The sequence below is a fragment of the Pedobacter sp. SYSU D00535 genome, assembly GCF_017355855.1.
Lineage (GTDB): Bacteria > Bacteroidota > Bacteroidia > Sphingobacteriales > Sphingobacteriaceae > Desertivirga.
Genome location: NZ_JAFEWD010000013.1, coordinates 43,667 through 59,400, shown reverse-complemented (window position 1 = coordinate 59,400; position 15,734 = coordinate 43,667). Strand labels below are relative to the sequence as shown.

The window sequence follows — 15,734 nt, the reverse complement described above, 5'->3', positions numbered from 1 at the left end:
TCCCGCTTCCTGAAAAATGCTGGCGATAAAACCTGTGCTCAGGAAGCTTCCCCGGGAGAAAAGAGTTCTAACTTGCATACTCCTTACTCTTCCGAAAAAAGAATTGACTTAAAACTTTTGTTAAAGGATAGCGACTCATCTTCGGCACGGATATAAGTACAGTTTTTAATGCAGGAATAAAGGGACCAAACCAAAAACGAAAAACCCGCTTACGATCCACATAGCGCTCATATCTCTTCAAGAACTCGTCCGGAGTGGTAAAGGGCTTACCGGCGAGAAAAGGTTTATCTGATGGAAGGTGTATTAGAAAACTAGTCTTGATTTTATCCACCGATCCCTGCTGATGAATCGGCCTGACGCTCCAGTATCTTGTAATAATTCCGTTAAGACCGGCATCCTCCAGAGTTCTTCGTCGTCTCAGTTTCTCAATAGCAGCGGTCACCACCATTTCATCTCCCTGATGCACGAACGACTGGAAGTTCGAAAAGTAGCGTTTTTCTATCGGGACCAAAAGCTCAGAAAGTTCAGCGAAGAAGGACGGAGGCCCCGCTAAAAACTCTCCTCCAGCCCAGGTCGGCCCGCATTTGTCATTGATTAACCTCTGTTTATTATCCACGATAGTCTTTACCCCCAGCTTGGGAACAACCTGCCGGGTGATGTCGTAAAACAAAGGCTCTTGGTTAGCAGCTGCGCATCGTAATGCAACAGGGACCTTATTAACACAAACAATATCTGAGTCAATGAGGCACAGATAGCCGCTATCTAGTCCGGCCAAATACTTAAACACCTGCAACTTATAATGTGCAGAATAGAAGCGAATTCCTGAAGGCACATTTTGAACAAAAGGAAGCTGAACAATGGCAAAAGGAGGATTAGCCAAGTGCGTCAAAATATACTCCCGATCATTAGTTATAACTGTCAGCGATAACCCTTGTACGGCCAGTGACTCTGCCAGTCTGCAGGCACAGTTGATGTACAAGGCTATCTGGGCCTTTGTGCCTCCTGTTACAAAATTATTTTGAATGCTTTCTTCTTCGAGGGAGATATGAATAAGAGTAAAAAGTTGCATATAAATTAGGTATGATTTGGATAAAAAACACCGCCCGGCAATGCCGCGACGGTGTAAACGTTAGCTCCTTCCTGTTAAATTATTTTAATTACACCTGCTTTTATTGAAAGTAAGAGATGGGTCAGCAAGATAATTGGCCCAGTTCGGTTGTGAAAAGTTCGGGTAAGGACCTTTGATATGCTGCTTTTCGATCGGCCATCTCCAATCTTTCGGAATCAGGATACCGTTCGGGTATACTTTTCCGCTTGGATCAACCCAGGTATCCCGTCCTGAAAGTTCAAATATGGATAGATCGTATCCTGGTCCGCTTTGAACGTTTCCGGAGGTATAGACTGTAATGAAAGGAATATAGGGCTTGGCCGGATTGTAGGGGAAACTGTTATCGACCGTTAGTACCAGCTCCTTGTATGCGAAGGGAGCACACTTCTCAGTAAGCATGGTATTGGCAAATCCCCAGGCATTTCCGGCAGGTAACGCCGTTTTAGTACTTTCGAAGACGGTAATAATATAGTCGCTTCCGCTTGATACCACATTCTGCGGTTCACCATTTTGCCCGAAGACTCCGGTGATTCCCTGCTTCGGAATACGAATTTTAAACTTATGATCATAAGACGCGCCACGCGCTGTTGCTAAAAAGGTAAGTTTTAATTCGCCGGGAGTCTTTATCACGTCGGCCTGCACTACCATGTCGTTGTAGTCGGCATCATTCTGATTGTTTCTCTTGTCTTCCCAGGCATAAGTAAAATCGATGATATCCTTACATTCATCCATGCAGAATTCAAAGTAAACGGACCAATTCTTTCCTGGGAACTGTTTAGCCTTGTCGAGGGTAACCCCCTTAGGAGAATCAGCGCAAAGCCCTCCCCATGCCGTCTCTCCGTTTGACAGCGCTGCATGCGTTGCTATATTGAGGCAACGGGTGGATCCCAGGTATTTATCCACGTAAGATTTAGGGATCGTAACTGTGTAATTAGTCACCTTCGCACTTGCACTCCAGGACTGTTTGAAAGCAAACTTCCCGGGAGTTGCGCCACCGTTGCTTAGTTTCTTTTCCTGCTTAAACTGCTCGATGCTTTTAAAGACATCTGTGTGAATTTCGAGCAGATAAATATTGGGCTTTGTGATTCTGTAAGTAACAAGAATATCACCGCCACTATTTACCGCTACGTCTACCGAACCTACGTTCGTATGTTGTCCTGCAACCAGACAGCGGCTGATACAGGGTTCGGGGACCTCATTGAGCATGAGAGAGCTGCTGTTTTTTTTCGCCGAAAGCGATTGGGAATTAAGCTCTGCATTGACGATTTCTTCATCGCTGCAACTTACCACTCCAAAGACGGCAAGCAAGGCAAAGCCAAGTACGGAGACGCTATGCCTCCATTTGGTAGAATTAGTTGTTTTCATAGATAGGACTTTAATTAATTAACACTAGTTCACATAGGCTAACGTTTCTTTTAAATACTTGCGTAAAAAGCAATTGTTTATATAAGTTGTAACATATTTGTTGAAACGGATACATAGACCTGATTTTCAGGAACTAAAAGGGCGGCACCTCTGCTTCCTTTCGAGGAATAGGCGTACGCTTCCGATGGTTATTGTGTTTAGGGTTACAGGCGGGCTAGGCTACGCTTTCATCTTGAACTCCGCAATGTTCTCTCTCCTGCCTCGTTTATTGAATTTTGTTGCAGGTCATATTAATCCTAATTTCGGTAATTAAGGTTAGCGGTATGTTGATAACCAAGGTAAGGAGTTGACTTTTTGGAATTTCTCAAAAGCAGTCATCCTTCCAAATCTGCAATAGTTGTCAGATGACCGAAGGGGAGCGTGCCCTAAATACTGTTTCGCTTTAGGACTTGTCTTTTTATTTCGACTAAAAGGTGTCGCTGTAGCTCGACGTGAGATTTATTCTCGGGAACTTTGATATGCGTAGCGAAGGCCTCTTTCAGAAAACCGTGGCCCAGAACAGCCTGCTCATAGCTGTAGAACATATCTTTCCATGCCTTTACTCTTTCCATCGGGTGTAAAGCAATGCCGTTTGAAGCAAACATAAATGGACTAGCCAAACCTGCGTACCGGATGCTTTTCTTTTTAGACTCCAGATGAGCGTCCAGATACATGATGGCGTAGTCAATGTTGGCCGCTATCCTTTCTCTGATCTGCCCGTCAGTTTCAGGCTTTTGAGGCTTTATACGCCAGTCATTTGCTTCTCTAACGGTGTAGTCATGTTCTGTATCCACCACGTCTTCATCTGCCTGAAAGGTGTAGTGATGGCTTATTTCCGTGTACAGCTTGTCGAGGTAGGATGTTTTTTTACCCTGCTCCGCCGGACGCACATCAGATAAACTTAGTTTGTTATTCTTTAGATAATTAACCTTGAAGATTTTTTGCTGGGTTGCTTTGTTCGTCTCAAAACGGAGGAGAGAGTCTTTTTCGTCGAAACTCCATCTGCCCTCAATGTATTCTTCCGTGAGGCCCTCGGTATGCAAAGAGCGATAGGTGCCGTCAGCATTGAAGACATAGTAACTGCCGATATAGTCGCTGTTTACAAGATTTTCTACAGAAACATTTACCTCTCCCGCTTTAAATCCATCTTCCTGCCCTGGCAGATAGCTGGTACGGAAGTCCCATTTTCCGACAATGCCTGTGTCGGGATCACTCAGTAATAGGGATAACACGCTGGAAGGTGATGGCAAACAGGAAGATAAGAAGAAGAGCGCAGCAAGGCTAATGATCTTGATGTTCATGAGTAATTGTGATAGTATTTAGCAGTCGCTAGTGGACTCACCGCGCGAAAATAGATCTGTCCACTAACCGGAAGGGGCGGTGATCCTCTTTGTCCCGCGATCGAGACACTAAAGATAAGAGTTAATTTACGGGCTGTCAACAGCACTGCTAGTACCACATGGAAATAGGCTTCTGTGAGTATACGGAGATTCAGGCCAGCCGACGCCACTTAGCTCCATAGTTTCACCAAAAACACCAGGCCCTTGCAACGATTCCGCAGTCTCTACCAAACCATCGCCACTTTTCCCCTCGTTCGCATAGCTTCAATGTAGCCAATGGCTTCAGGAATTTCCTGATGCGAATAGGTAGCGTCTATATGAACTTTTATTTTCCCAGTTTTCACCAGCGAAGCTAGCGTTTCTAAATCTGGTGTATTCGTCTCAGCTGTAAATTGTGCCAAGGGATACTTGCTCAGCTTTGCTTTGAAAATTACCGATAGCATGTGCGGCATGGAGGTGAAGCCGACCATCACGCCCCGCTGTCCCATACGCCTGAAATCAGCCAGGGAAAGGTTACCATGGGTATCAACAACCAGGTCATATTTTCCCTTATGCTGATGGATGTTTTCCTGATCGTAGGCGATCACTTGATCAGCACCAAGGCCCACCACCAGGGCAGCATTCTTGGCAGAACATACCCCTGTAACTTTCGCCCCGTAGGCTTTAGCAATTTGCACGGCAAAATGTCCTACCCCACCGGAAGCACCGTTAATCAACACGGATTCGCCTTTCTGTAATTTTCCATGAGTGATGAGCGCCTGCAGCGCGGTAAGCCCCGCAACAGGAACACAAGCTAACTCCCTGAAGGTTAGTCCTTCGGGTATTTGCGCACACTCTTTTTCTGCCACGCAGGTGTATTGGGCGAAAGAACCACCTCTAAGCGTCTCGCCAAACACCCGGTCGCCTGCCTTGAACTGTGTTACACCCTCTCCTACTGCTTCGACAACACCCGCAAAGTCGGCGCCTATAAACTTAGAGCGGGGTTTAAATAACCCGAAAGCGAAGCGTGCCAGGATGGGAGTCCCCCTCAGGATATGCCAATCGGCCGGATTAGCCGAGTTAGCAGCAACCTTCACCAGCAACTGACCTGCTTGCGGTGTTGGTTTTTCTACCTCTTCCAATTGAAGGACCTCAGGTCCTCCGTATAGTTTTCTTGTAAATGCTTTCATACAGTATGTCCGTTTTGATGCCTGCAGAGATGCACATTTCTATAATCTCCCACCCCTTCGTCCAATTGTAGAAGCATCCTTTCAGACTTAATCATCCTATAGACAACGTTATGTACAAGGAGTTACAGTTTATGCTTAAAATCCTGGAGACATATCCGAGAAGTTTAAGCTGGCGAGCACTAACACTCGGCTTAAAGAAATAAGATCCTTTTAACCACCTGCGGTATGCCATTTAGCTAGCTGAGGACAGTCGTTTAGCCGCTCTAGCCAAGCTAAATCTTTTGCTACTTTTAAAGTGGCTGGCTACTTTCAAATAAGTTCTAGCCTAGCCCCTTCCATCTTCACAAAATGCCCACCTATTTGAATGATTTTGTCCCCCGCACAAGCGCCCAGATGTGCTAACCTTTGTATTGTTCGGCCGCCAGACATTTACCATTTAATCAATTACTAAAAAACTACCTTAATATGAATCTGAAATTTAACTATGGAGTCCTCTCCATTGCGATGCTATTTGCATTCTCCTCCTGCAAAAAATCGGACCTCATTGAATCATCTCCATCTGCCTCTGCCGCAGGCAAGAATGGCGCGACTACCAGTGCGGTGACATGGACCACCGTTTTGAACGGCACTACTTTTTCCAGTCGCAGCGTGCTCGAAGCACACTGGAACTACTTGTATCCCTGGGGATCAGACCACAACGGTTCTGCCAGGATGTATGCGAGTAATACGGACCGTAATCATGTTTATCTTGAAAATGGTGGGATGACTATTAAAGCAACCCGAATTAACTGGAACGAGGGAAACAGCAGCGCCGACCCCCATTTGCCGATCCGCTATCATTCAGGGGCGATGCATGCTAAAGCCCAGATAAACGTTAACGATGCCTTTGACACCTGGGAGATCAGCGGTGATTTTAAAGCGCCCGTTACTCGCGGTAGCTGGCCTGCATTCTGGATTACCGGCGCGACTTCCTGGCCGCCTGAGTGTGACATCCTGGAGTTTAAAGGAAGCACTACGAACTGGCAAAATACGGTGGATGGCCCCGATTGGCAGAACACCAGCTGGGAAACTACTCAGACCGTAATTTCAAATGCAGCCTCTACCTGGCATAATTATAAGCTCGTGTTGACGCGGATTAAAAACTCTAGCGGCGCCTGGACGAATGACGTGCGGTGCCAGTACTACATAGACGGGGTATTAAGAGGAACGCATACCGGCACCAATCACGCAAACAAGCCTATGTGGCTGATCATAAACCTGCAAATGGAAGGTTCGAGCGGATCGCCAGGACCTACTGCAGACACCTACTACTATTCAAAAAACATCATTGTCCGCAAGGGAAAAACAACTTAATCCCAGCTCCTTCAACGCAGCGTCTCACAGAGACGCGGCGGCTTATCGACTTCTTAAATTATAGAATGGAAGTCCTCACTTCCCCTTTTTTCTACTTTTAGAAAACTCCAGAAAACAATTACCCCATTATATTGTTTTATTGTCGAGTTTAGAATAACAAACACTTCCCATAAAGGTCATGGCCTTATACTATTTAATATATTCCAGCTTTCCCAGCAGGATGTTGTCGGACCAGGAGCTCGATGATCTACTGAACACCGCAAGGTCTGCAAACTCTGAGCATGAAGTCACAGGAATGCTCATCTGCTTCAAAGATTTATACGTCCAACTGATTGAAGGAGAGGAAACAAAAATTCAGCAATTATACAGTAATCTTCTTCGAGACGATCGTCATTACAATGTGCAAACTTTAAAAGAAGGAAAAATCGACCAGCGTTTCTTTCCCGACTGGAGTATGGGGTTCGAACGGAAAGACATCAGTCAGGAAATGCAGGAAGAAACCATTAACATGTTTGCTGAAAAAAGCTTGTTCCTTTTATCTATTTTAGACTCTAATAATGATCCTAAATAAATAATCTTGTGAATACGATAATCAAACGTAATAATGTCACCATTACAGGCAAGGGAGAGAAAGTAATGCTTTTCGCCCACGGATTCGGCTGCGACCAAAACTCCTGGAAATTTGTTACTGATGCTTTTGCGAACGACTATAAATTAGTCCTATTTGACTATGTAGGAGCCGGCAAATCCGATTTAAGTGCCTACAGTTCTTCCCGCTATGGAACGTTAGAAGGGTATGCTCAGGATATTCTGGAGGTTTGTGATGAGCTTAAACTGGAGGAAACTATTTTTGTTGGTCATTCCGTAAGCAGCATGGTGGGCGTGCTTGCTGCCCTTAAGCACCCGTCTTTTTTCGAAAAGCTGATTTTTGTAGGTCCCTCTCCGCGTTACCTGAATGATGAGGGGTATCACGGCGGATTTGAAAGAGCCGATTTGGAAGCACTTTTTGAATTTATGGATTCCAACTATTTGGGCTGGTCGAGCCAGTTAGCACCGGCTATTATGGGAAACCCCGACCGGCCGGAACTTGGAGCATTTTTGACCAGTAGCTTTTGTTCCACAGATCCTGATATAGCGCGGGAATTTGCAAGAGTTACTTTTTTCTCTGACAACAGAGCAGATTTGCCAAAACTTCAGGTTCCCAGCCTTACCCTGCAATGTACGGATGATATTATTGCTCCCCTTAATATCGGAGATTTTATCGCTGCAAACACTCCTGATAATACATTGTATATAATGGAAGCGAGCGGACACTGTCCTCACATCAGCGAACCACAAGAAACAGTTAAGGCGATTAAGAAGTATTTAAATTAGGGCTATTGAGTTTCAGTGTCGACAAAAAGTTATTAGATACCTTAATTGACACAGAAGAACTGTATCAAAATGCCCCTTGTGGATATTTATCTTTCCTTCCTGACGGAACAATTATCAAAATAAACAGGACCCTTCTCGAATGGCTCGGGTATGAGCTGGAGGAGGTTTTATATAAAAAAAAATTTACTGACCTCATATCAAAAGGGGCGGCACTACATTACGAAATGTTTTTTCGTCCATTAATTAACGCTAATGGAGCAGTAAACCAGCTGAGCTACGATATTATCAAAAAAAATAACGCCTCTTTTCCCGTTTTTCTTAGCGCGGTACCCAGCAAAGCAGTCGACGGAGTTGCCCAAGCAATCAACGCTACGCTCTACGACGTTAGCGAACGTAAGCTATACGAACGGGAACTGTTAATTTCTAAAAGGAAAGCAGAAGCTGAACGAAAACGGTTCGAATTTTTATCCGACTTTAATCCTGATATTATCTGGACTGCCGACGTTTCCGGCAAGGTCGACTATGTGAACAAGCGCTTTTTTCAGTTCTTTAATATCTCCGAATTCCTGGCAAAGGAGGTGCTGCTTAAAGTATGCATCAAGGACCGCTTTAAGCTGTTGCGGTGCTGGAACACCGGGATGAAAAGTTTGGAAGAATTTAAAGTTGAAATCCGACTGGAAAATCATGCCCAAGCCTTTGAATGGTATCTTATCAAGGCCCAACCGTATTTTGAAGACGGGCGACCAGTTAAATGGATCGGTTCATGTACCAATATTGATAGTCAGGTTAAATCAATACAAAGAAGAGACGAATTTATTAATATTGCCAGTCATGAACTGAAAACTCCCATCACCAGCTTAAAGGCATACCATCAAATCCTCCAGCGAATGGCGCTGCCTGAAAGTAGCAGAAAGTTTTTATTGAGAGCCGATGCCTCTCTTAATTCTCTGGAGTTTCTTGTTTCCAGCCTCTTCGACGTTTCAAATATAGACTCTGGTCAGCTTTCCCTCAATCTCAGCTCATTTTCAATTACTAAAGTGCTTGAAGAATGCATCGACCTTATATCTGCCACTCAGAACAGCCATACCATTATTCGGACCTTTAATTCTGACGACGTCCATCTGGTATATGCCGATCGCCAAAAAATAATGCAGGTTATTATTAACCTGATAAATAACGCTATCAAATACTCGCCACAGGCAGACAAGGTGGAAGTCGGCCTGAAGCTTAGCGAAAACGGGAAATTAGTAAAAATTGAAATCAGCGATTTTGGAGTTGGAATACCGGCAGACAAACTCGAGCTTATATTTGAAAAATATTATCGGGTAAGCGATACTACCAATAACAACAAAGCATCGGGGCTGGGCCTTGGGCTGTACATCATTCAAAGTATTCTGAAGCAGCATCAAAGCAGGGTGTTTGTTAATAGTACATTGAATGAGGGGAGTTGCTTTTATTTCTCACTTCCTGTCTCCAACTGGAACAATAGTGAGCCATTATCATAAGATATAAAATTGGAGGTTTAAAAAAGCGTCCATATTACCAGTATCTTTGCAGAAAGTACTTAAAAAGTTGAATCTAGTATGAATTCAGAGTTATTTAGTCGCGACAGCATGGCCTCATTATTTGAGCAGGCTCCTGTAGCGCTAGCATATTTGGAAGGGGAGAATCTACTCGTTGATATCGCCAATCCCCAAATACTTGAACTATGGGGAAAAGAAGAGGAGATTATTGGATTACCGATTATAGAAGCATTACCCGAAATAGCAGACCAGCCTTTTCCGGCTATGCTTAAGAATGTTTTTGATACGGGCATTGAGCAACGCGGATATGAAACACTGGCGAAACTATACCGGCATGGGATTCTCGAGGATGCATATTTTAACTTCATATATGCGCCTGTACGGAATACGGGAGGAGAGATCACGGGAGTAAGTGTAGTGGCGACAGAGGTTACAGAACAGGTGTTGGCCAAGAAAAATCTGGTAGAAAGTGAAAGGAAATTTAAAAGTCTTGTATTAGAGGCAGATGTTGCCACAGCGGTTTACGTGGGGCCGGAAATGAGGATTGAAGTCGCGAATGATGCAATGATTAAGGTTTGGGGTAAAGACCAGGACGTTATTGGAAAAACACTTCATGAGGCTCTTCCTGAACTGGAAGGGCAGCCTTTTCACGACTTACTGCAGCGCGTTTATCATACAGGCACTACCTACAAAGCAACTGAAGACCCTGTAGATCTGGTTGTTGATGGAAAACTACAACGTTTCTACTACAATTTCAGTTATAAGGCACTTCGAAATTCGGCAGGTGAAATTTATGCTATCCTGAATATGGCTACGAATGTTACAGAGCAGGTGATGATACGAAGAAGGGCGGAAAGTAACGAGGTAAAACTCCGTGACCTGATTTTACAAGCTCCGGTGGCGATGGCAGTTATTCAGGGAGAAGATTTTATTATAGAAACAGCCAATTCAAAATCGCTGGAGATTTGGGGACGAACGAAAGATGTTATCGGTCAAAAAGTAATTGATGTTTTTCCCGAACTTATTGAGCAGGGATTTATTGACGTGCTTCAGGATGTGTATCGTACAGGTGTACCTTTCTACGGAACGGAATTGCCTATTTCTATAGTACATAGCGACGGTCCGAAGACGATGTATATCAACTTCGTTTATCATCCCATTTTTGAGGGTGAAAAAGTTTCGACTATCATGTCTCTGGGCTACGATGTCACAGATCTAGTGCTTTCGCGACACCGGGCAGAGGAAAGCGAAGCAAGGTTTAGAAACCTGGTGGACAAAGCCCCTGTTGCTACGGCATTACTGAGTGGAGAAAACATGGTACTGGAACTGGTTAATGATGCAATGCTCGAAATTTGGGGAAGAGATAGAAGTATCCTGGACCGGGAACTCCTCGAGTTTATGCCGGAGCTAAAGGGACAAAGCTACCCGGCCTTATTGAAAGAAGTTTATGAGACGGGAGAGGAATATACCAATACAGAAAGTAAAGCCGAGATTATAGTCAATGGCGAACTCAAAACCTATTATTTCAATTTCACCTATAAACCAATAAGCTTCAAGGAAAACAAAAGAAGCATCCTGATCATGTGTCTTGATGTCACAGAACAGGTATTGTCGCGTAAGTTGGTGGAAGAAAATGAATTGAAGCTAAAAGAGAGTCAGCAAAGACTCAGCGAGTTGGCAGACTCCATGCCACAGATTGTTTGGACTGCAAGACCAGACGGCTATTTGGATTATTATAACGAGCAATGGTATGACTATACTGGCTTTAGCAAGGACAGTTTCGGGGATGAAAGCTGGGAACCGATATTGCACCCGGAAGATCTAAAACGCGTGGTAGATACCTGGTACAAATGCGTAAGCACCGGAACGGTTTACGAGATCGAGTACAGATTTAAAGATCGATTTAAAGAGGGAGAGTATCGCTGGTTCCTTGGTCGTGCTGTACCTATACGCAATGAAGAGGGACAAATAGTGCGCTGGATTGGAACGAATACGGACATTAATGAGTTCAAGATTTTGCAAAAACAGAAGGATAACTTCCTTGGAATTGCAAGCCACGAATTGAAGACCCCGGTAACCAGTATCAAAGCTTATACGCAGGTTCTGGAGGCTATGTTGAAAAATGAGGGAGATGAGAAAAAGGCAGGCCTGGTTCATAAGATGGATCTGCAGCTGAATAAGCTTACTTCACTTATTGGAGACCTGCTGGATGTTACTAAAATTCAAACCGGAAGGATGCAGTTTAATGATGCTTCTTTTGATTTCAGCTCGCTCGTAGAAGAGATTGTGGAGGAAATACAACGAACAACAAAGCATCAACTTGTCACCAAGTTGGAATTTGACGGGAACGTATTCGCTGATCGGGATCGCATCGGCCAGGTAATTACTAACCTTATTTCCAACGCTATAAAATACTCTCCTGGGGCAGACAAAGTAATTATCTATAGTCGCCTGGATGGCCCTAACGTCAGGCTTTGTGTTCAGGACTTTGGTATAGGAATCCCTGAAAACAAAAGAAACAAAGTGTTCGAACAGTTTTATCGCGTAAGCGGGACTAAGGAACACACCTTCCCTGGCTTAGGTCTCGGCCTTTACATTTCTTCTGAAATTATCAAAAGAGAAGGTGGGGAAATATGGGTTTCGAGCAAAGAAGGCTATGGGTCTACCTTCTGCTTCTCGCTACCTAATGAAATTAAATAAATAAGATTAATTGAAACGCAGGAATGACTAACAAAACAATAGTTGTAGTAGATGACGACCCGGGAATTGTAGACTCGCTGGTAGTAATGCTTGAATTTGCGGGCTACACAATTAAAACTTTCACCAAGGGATCCGACCTCTTCCCGTATTTGGCCCGACAAAAAGCAGATTTAATTCTATTAGATGTTTGGTTATCCGGAGAAGACGGCAAAGAAATTTGCCAACTACTTCGTTGCTCTCCGGCAACCAAAGATATCCCGGTGATTATGCTTTCGGCCAGCAGGGATCTTGAAAAAACGGCCCTCGAAGCTGGCGCAAATGACTTTCTCGCGAAACCATTTGAGATGAGTATTCTACTGGAAAAAATAAATCAGTTCCTTTTAACGAAATAGCAGGATTTACAATAGTCGAGACTACCAATTTCCACTTAGTGTCATCGACATTCAGCTTATGTCTTAGCAAAACCGCCTCTGAAGTTAACTTTGAGGCGGTTTTTTATTGTCGAGCAGACTTGTTGAAGCAAAGGAGGCCTCCAGGCACGTCCATGCGGGAATCAGAAGGGAATAACAAGAGCACTAGCTCTTCGATCTTTTTAAGGAGGGCAAATCCTCCTTCTTGATTTCAGTTAATGCCCCCCATTTTATCGAAGTTTAATCAGCTTATATCCCGTTTTAGTGTGTACTTTTGAACAAAGCCATTCTTCAATCACTACTGGTTGCAGAAAAAGGTTTGCATAAGCATCCAATTAAACTATTAAAACCATTATAGAATCTATTAAAACCATTATAGAATCCGGAAGATATGAATAGCAAAGGTGTAATTATTCTATTGTTCGTGGCGGTACTATCTCTTTCTGCAAAAGCTCAGTTAAGCACCACCCAAAAAGCTACTCCTGAGCAGATTGCGAATGAAGAGGCGGCTATCTACAAGAATGCCGCCGAATGGGCCGCATCCTTACAACTGAATGATGCGGAAAAAGAGCAACGTATAAAAGCTCTTATCACCACTCATTTAAAGGCTGTCCACGACTGGCATTATTCCCACAGCTACGAAACTGTACCCGCTGGAATTAACCCGGCTACCGGCAAACCCCTTGGTCCTTTAGACCGGCAGTTGATTGCTTCATCAGCTATGCCAGGAAGCGTGCATGAGACCCTGATGACTGGTCTGCGTAAGGATCTTACCGAGCAGCAGGTGGAGCAAATTTTGGATAAATACACGAAAGACAAACTCGCCTCCACCCTTGCTAAATACAAAATGATCGTGCCTGACCTGACCGCAGAGGAAGAAAAGGTGATCTTAGCGAACCTGAAGCAGGCCCGCGAACAATCGATCGATTATAAGACGGTGAAGCTGGTCATCGAAATATTTGAAATATACCGGACTAAAAACGAGCAGTATTTAATCTCGAAAGGCCGTAACTGGCCCCAGCTGTATAAGAAATACATTGATATCGTGGAGCCACCGAAAGAGACTGCTAAAAAGCGCTGATCGAGAGCTCCTTAAGCAGGCAGTGCCTGCTAATTCTTTTTGATGGAACCGATGGAGATTCCTAGAAAACAGTCGTCCTGACATCCGTCTTCTACGTAACCACAGGAGGATATTAACCCATTATTCTTTGCTTCAAAATAGGTCTTAGCATTTTTCCTTTCCAGAAGCCATTCATTTTTAGCTTGCTGATAGATTTGATCGAGAGTTAGCGGCAGGGAAGCAGACGTATAGGTATGGGAGTTTAACTCACTTTCGTTTTCTGTCCATTCAAGAGATTCCTGCGGCACAAGAGAACCTTGCGGAACTGCAGTGTATTTAAAATGCCGCTCAATTACTCTGCCCGAGGCGACTGTAATTTTAGTCTGGCCTGCAAAGCCAGTCGAGGATCCGAAGGTAGTGGTATAAGTATATGAATTGCCAGATTCTTTTTTGAAATCCAACCAGGCCCGGTAGCTTTTCTCAAATTGGTTTTGGTACTCAATATCGTCTTTGTCGCAAGATGTGAAGATGCCGACAAGAAGCAGGAGGAGTAAGGTTAATGTTTGGCTGTTCATAGTAAGGTGCTTTATGTTATTACGAAGGCACGAATGGGAATGATACAAGAGAGGCTTTTTTTGAAAAGATGGTTCAATCTTCCCAGTAGTTAATTGCCTTCCAAAAAAAGCAAGCAGCATTTGAAGGTTTCATGGTTTGCTTGTTCATCTTGGTTAATCATACCCTGCTCGCTGCATCAAGATTTCCAGGCTACCCAAAGGAGTTTTAACAGTGCATACCTCGAGCTTGGAGAAATAAATCCCCCCGCCCCATCTTCCGCCCTGATAAAATCGATAAATAGACTTTTAAGATAGGCGTTGTTCATCGGGATAGCAACAAAGGAAAAGCTCAAGCCACCTGAACGTGGTGATCATCGGGGAGGGACTAGCTTGTTATCCCTCCCGATTTACTAGTCATTTTTAGCTCCGGCCTCGGCCATACGTTTGCTTTCAAAGTTACCCCTTATCCAGGTTGCTTTTGGAGAAATGTAAGATTCCATGATGTAAGCTCCGGTCTTCGTATCCAGAATTACCACCTTATTCTCATGGACCGCAGTCTGATATCTTCCATTAGTTGAGTCAGCTGAGTTCTTGAAACTGATGATGGCTGTTAATAGAAATGCACTCGCAAATCCAATTGCTGTGGATTTTAGGTCTAGTTGGTATTTCATCGCTGATAATTTAAGTGTGTAATAACTAATATACGAAACTTCCAGAAGTTAACAGAAAGTTGAATATCCCTAGCGTTGGTCGCTTTTTTAGTAGCCAGGCCACCATTGAAAGTAAAGCCGATATATCTTGAACTGTTCAATAAGAGTGTGGCACCGTATAGCTGAACCCAAAAGGGGAATTGGGGGAGGAGGCCCCTTGCCCTGGTTGGATGTCGCAAACTACGCCCTAACTTGTCTTTTTCGCGTCTCACTGTCCCCGCCAGGATATCAGAGATTTGTATATCGAAAAATAAGTAACAAGTCCCTGATTTAACTAATCCTAAAGGAAAACATTATGGAAACTCCCTTAGCGAGATCATTAGCTATCGTTATTCCCGGTTATCGGATGCACAGCCAGACCTTCAACAACATGCTGAACGACATTCAGGAAGCCGATGCTCAAACCCGGATTGAAAATAAAACCAACCACTTCACCTGGATGGTAGGGAATTTGGTCAACTGCAGGTACTGGCTGGCGGGCATTTTAGGTCTACCAGAAAAGGATCCGAACGAAGACTTGTTTAAGGACGCAAAAGCATTGGACGTCAATGCCGTGTACCCCACGCTGGATGAGTTGAAGAAAGAGTGGCATAAAATTTCACCTCTGGTATATCAAAAGCTATTACACATCGACGAGGCAGAGCTGATGGAGTCTTATGAATTCGGCATGCATGTTCCTTACGTGGAGGAGAATAAGCTGAACATGGTGGGCATGTGCATGGATCGTGAAAGCTACCTTTTCGGGCAATTGGGTCTGATGCGAAAGATTTTAAATTACCCAGGGGTAAGATATGATGTGGATGATAATTTGGGCTATTAAGTCCGGCACCTTTCCTGAATAGCGTGTTAGGTCGTAGCGGAGACCTGACGACAAGTGCGAGTAAGGAGGAAATAGAGCCGCGTTTAGTTCAACTGGGTGGAGCTAGTTAAGCGATCGATGATTAGCTATCGAAGTTCTTGTTTGAATTGGCTGTACACCACCTCCGGCTGCGCCACCTCCGCCAGCGGAGGACAGTCCTCTGCTACTGC

Annotated in this window: 14 protein-coding genes; 8 read left to right on the top strand and 6 right to left on the bottom strand. The window is 44.2% G+C overall.

Going from position 1 to position 15,734, the window contains the following annotated elements; translation table 11 throughout:
- Positions 1-67: 67 nt before the first annotated feature.
- The 4 genes from J4N23_RS18930 to J4N23_RS18915 form a co-directional block, all read right to left on the bottom strand.
- Positions 68-1,069, bottom strand: a complete 1,002-nt coding sequence (locus J4N23_RS18930; protein WP_207429411.1) for a hypothetical protein — start codon at positions 1,067-1,069, stop codon at positions 68-70.
- A gap of 84 nt (positions 1,070-1,153) precedes the next feature.
- Complete coding sequence (locus J4N23_RS18925; RefSeq protein ID WP_207429410.1) at positions 1,154-2,473, bottom strand: LruC domain-containing protein; 1,320 nt, start codon at positions 2,471-2,473, stop codon at positions 1,154-1,156.
- Positions 2,474-2,898: 425 nt separating this feature from the next.
- The gene (locus tag J4N23_RS18920; RefSeq protein ID WP_207429409.1) at positions 2,899-3,813 is read right to left on the bottom strand and encodes a hypothetical protein; all 915 of its coding nucleotides are present in this window, start codon (positions 3,811-3,813) and stop codon (positions 2,899-2,901) included.
- Between the two features lie 263 nt (positions 3,814-4,076).
- Positions 4,077-5,021, bottom strand: coding sequence for an NAD(P)-dependent alcohol dehydrogenase (locus tag J4N23_RS18915; RefSeq protein WP_207429408.1), 945 nt, complete (start codon positions 5,019-5,021; stop codon positions 4,077-4,079).
- A 465-nt stretch (positions 5,022-5,486) separates the two neighbouring features.
- Here J4N23_RS18915 and J4N23_RS18910 point away from each other — a divergent pair, with 465 nt between their 5' ends.
- The 7 genes from J4N23_RS18910 (at position 5,487) to J4N23_RS18880 (ending at position 13,462) form a co-directional block, all read left to right on the top strand.
- A complete protein-coding gene (locus J4N23_RS18910) occupies positions 5,487-6,374 on the top strand; it encodes a family 16 glycosylhydrolase (protein ID WP_207429407.1) in 888 nt (295 codons plus the stop codon).
- Between the two features lie 178 nt (positions 6,375-6,552).
- Positions 6,553-6,945 carry a BLUF domain-containing protein gene (locus tag J4N23_RS18905; RefSeq protein WP_207429406.1) on the top strand — a complete coding sequence of 131 codons (393 nt, stop codon included), beginning with the start codon at positions 6,553-6,555 and terminating at the stop codon, positions 6,943-6,945.
- 8 nt (positions 6,946-6,953) lie between these two features.
- Positions 6,954-7,748 carry an alpha/beta fold hydrolase gene (locus tag J4N23_RS18900; RefSeq protein WP_370527298.1) on the top strand — a complete coding sequence of 265 codons (795 nt, stop codon included), beginning with the start codon at positions 6,954-6,956 and terminating at the stop codon, positions 7,746-7,748.
- Between the two features lie 5 nt (positions 7,749-7,753).
- Positions 7,754-9,253, top strand: a complete 1,500-nt coding sequence (locus tag J4N23_RS18895) for a PAS domain-containing sensor histidine kinase (protein WP_207429405.1) — start codon at positions 7,754-7,756, stop codon at positions 9,251-9,253.
- A gap of 78 nt (positions 9,254-9,331) precedes the next feature.
- The gene (locus J4N23_RS18890) at positions 9,332-11,971 is read left to right on the top strand and encodes a PAS domain-containing protein (protein WP_207429404.1); all 2,640 of its coding nucleotides are present in this window, start codon (positions 9,332-9,334) and stop codon (positions 11,969-11,971) included.
- Between the two features lie 23 nt (positions 11,972-11,994).
- A complete protein-coding gene (locus J4N23_RS18885) occupies positions 11,995-12,363 on the top strand; it encodes a two-component system response regulator (RefSeq protein ID WP_207429403.1) in 369 nt (122 codons plus the stop codon).
- A gap of 409 nt (positions 12,364-12,772) precedes the next feature.
- Entirely contained in the window at positions 12,773-13,462 is a 690-nt protein-coding gene (locus J4N23_RS18880) for a DUF3826 domain-containing protein (protein WP_207429402.1), read from the top strand.
- 29 nt (positions 13,463-13,491) lie between these two features.
- On the opposite strand, the gene J4N23_RS18875 is transcribed toward J4N23_RS18880, so the two are convergent.
- Positions 13,492-14,016 (bottom strand): hypothetical protein, encoded by a 525-nt coding sequence (locus J4N23_RS18875; protein WP_207429401.1) that lies wholly within the window; start codon positions 14,014-14,016, stop codon positions 13,492-13,494.
- 389 nt (positions 14,017-14,405) lie between these two features.
- Positions 14,406-14,666, bottom strand: a complete 261-nt coding sequence (locus tag J4N23_RS18870) for a hypothetical protein (protein ID WP_207429400.1) — start codon at positions 14,664-14,666, stop codon at positions 14,406-14,408.
- A 334-nt stretch (positions 14,667-15,000) separates the two neighbouring features.
- On the opposite strand from J4N23_RS18870, the gene J4N23_RS18865 reads away from it, so the two are divergent.
- Positions 15,001-15,525, top strand: coding sequence for a DinB family protein (locus J4N23_RS18865; protein ID WP_207429399.1), 525 nt, complete (start codon positions 15,001-15,003; stop codon positions 15,523-15,525).
- Positions 15,526-15,734 lie beyond the last annotated feature (209 nt).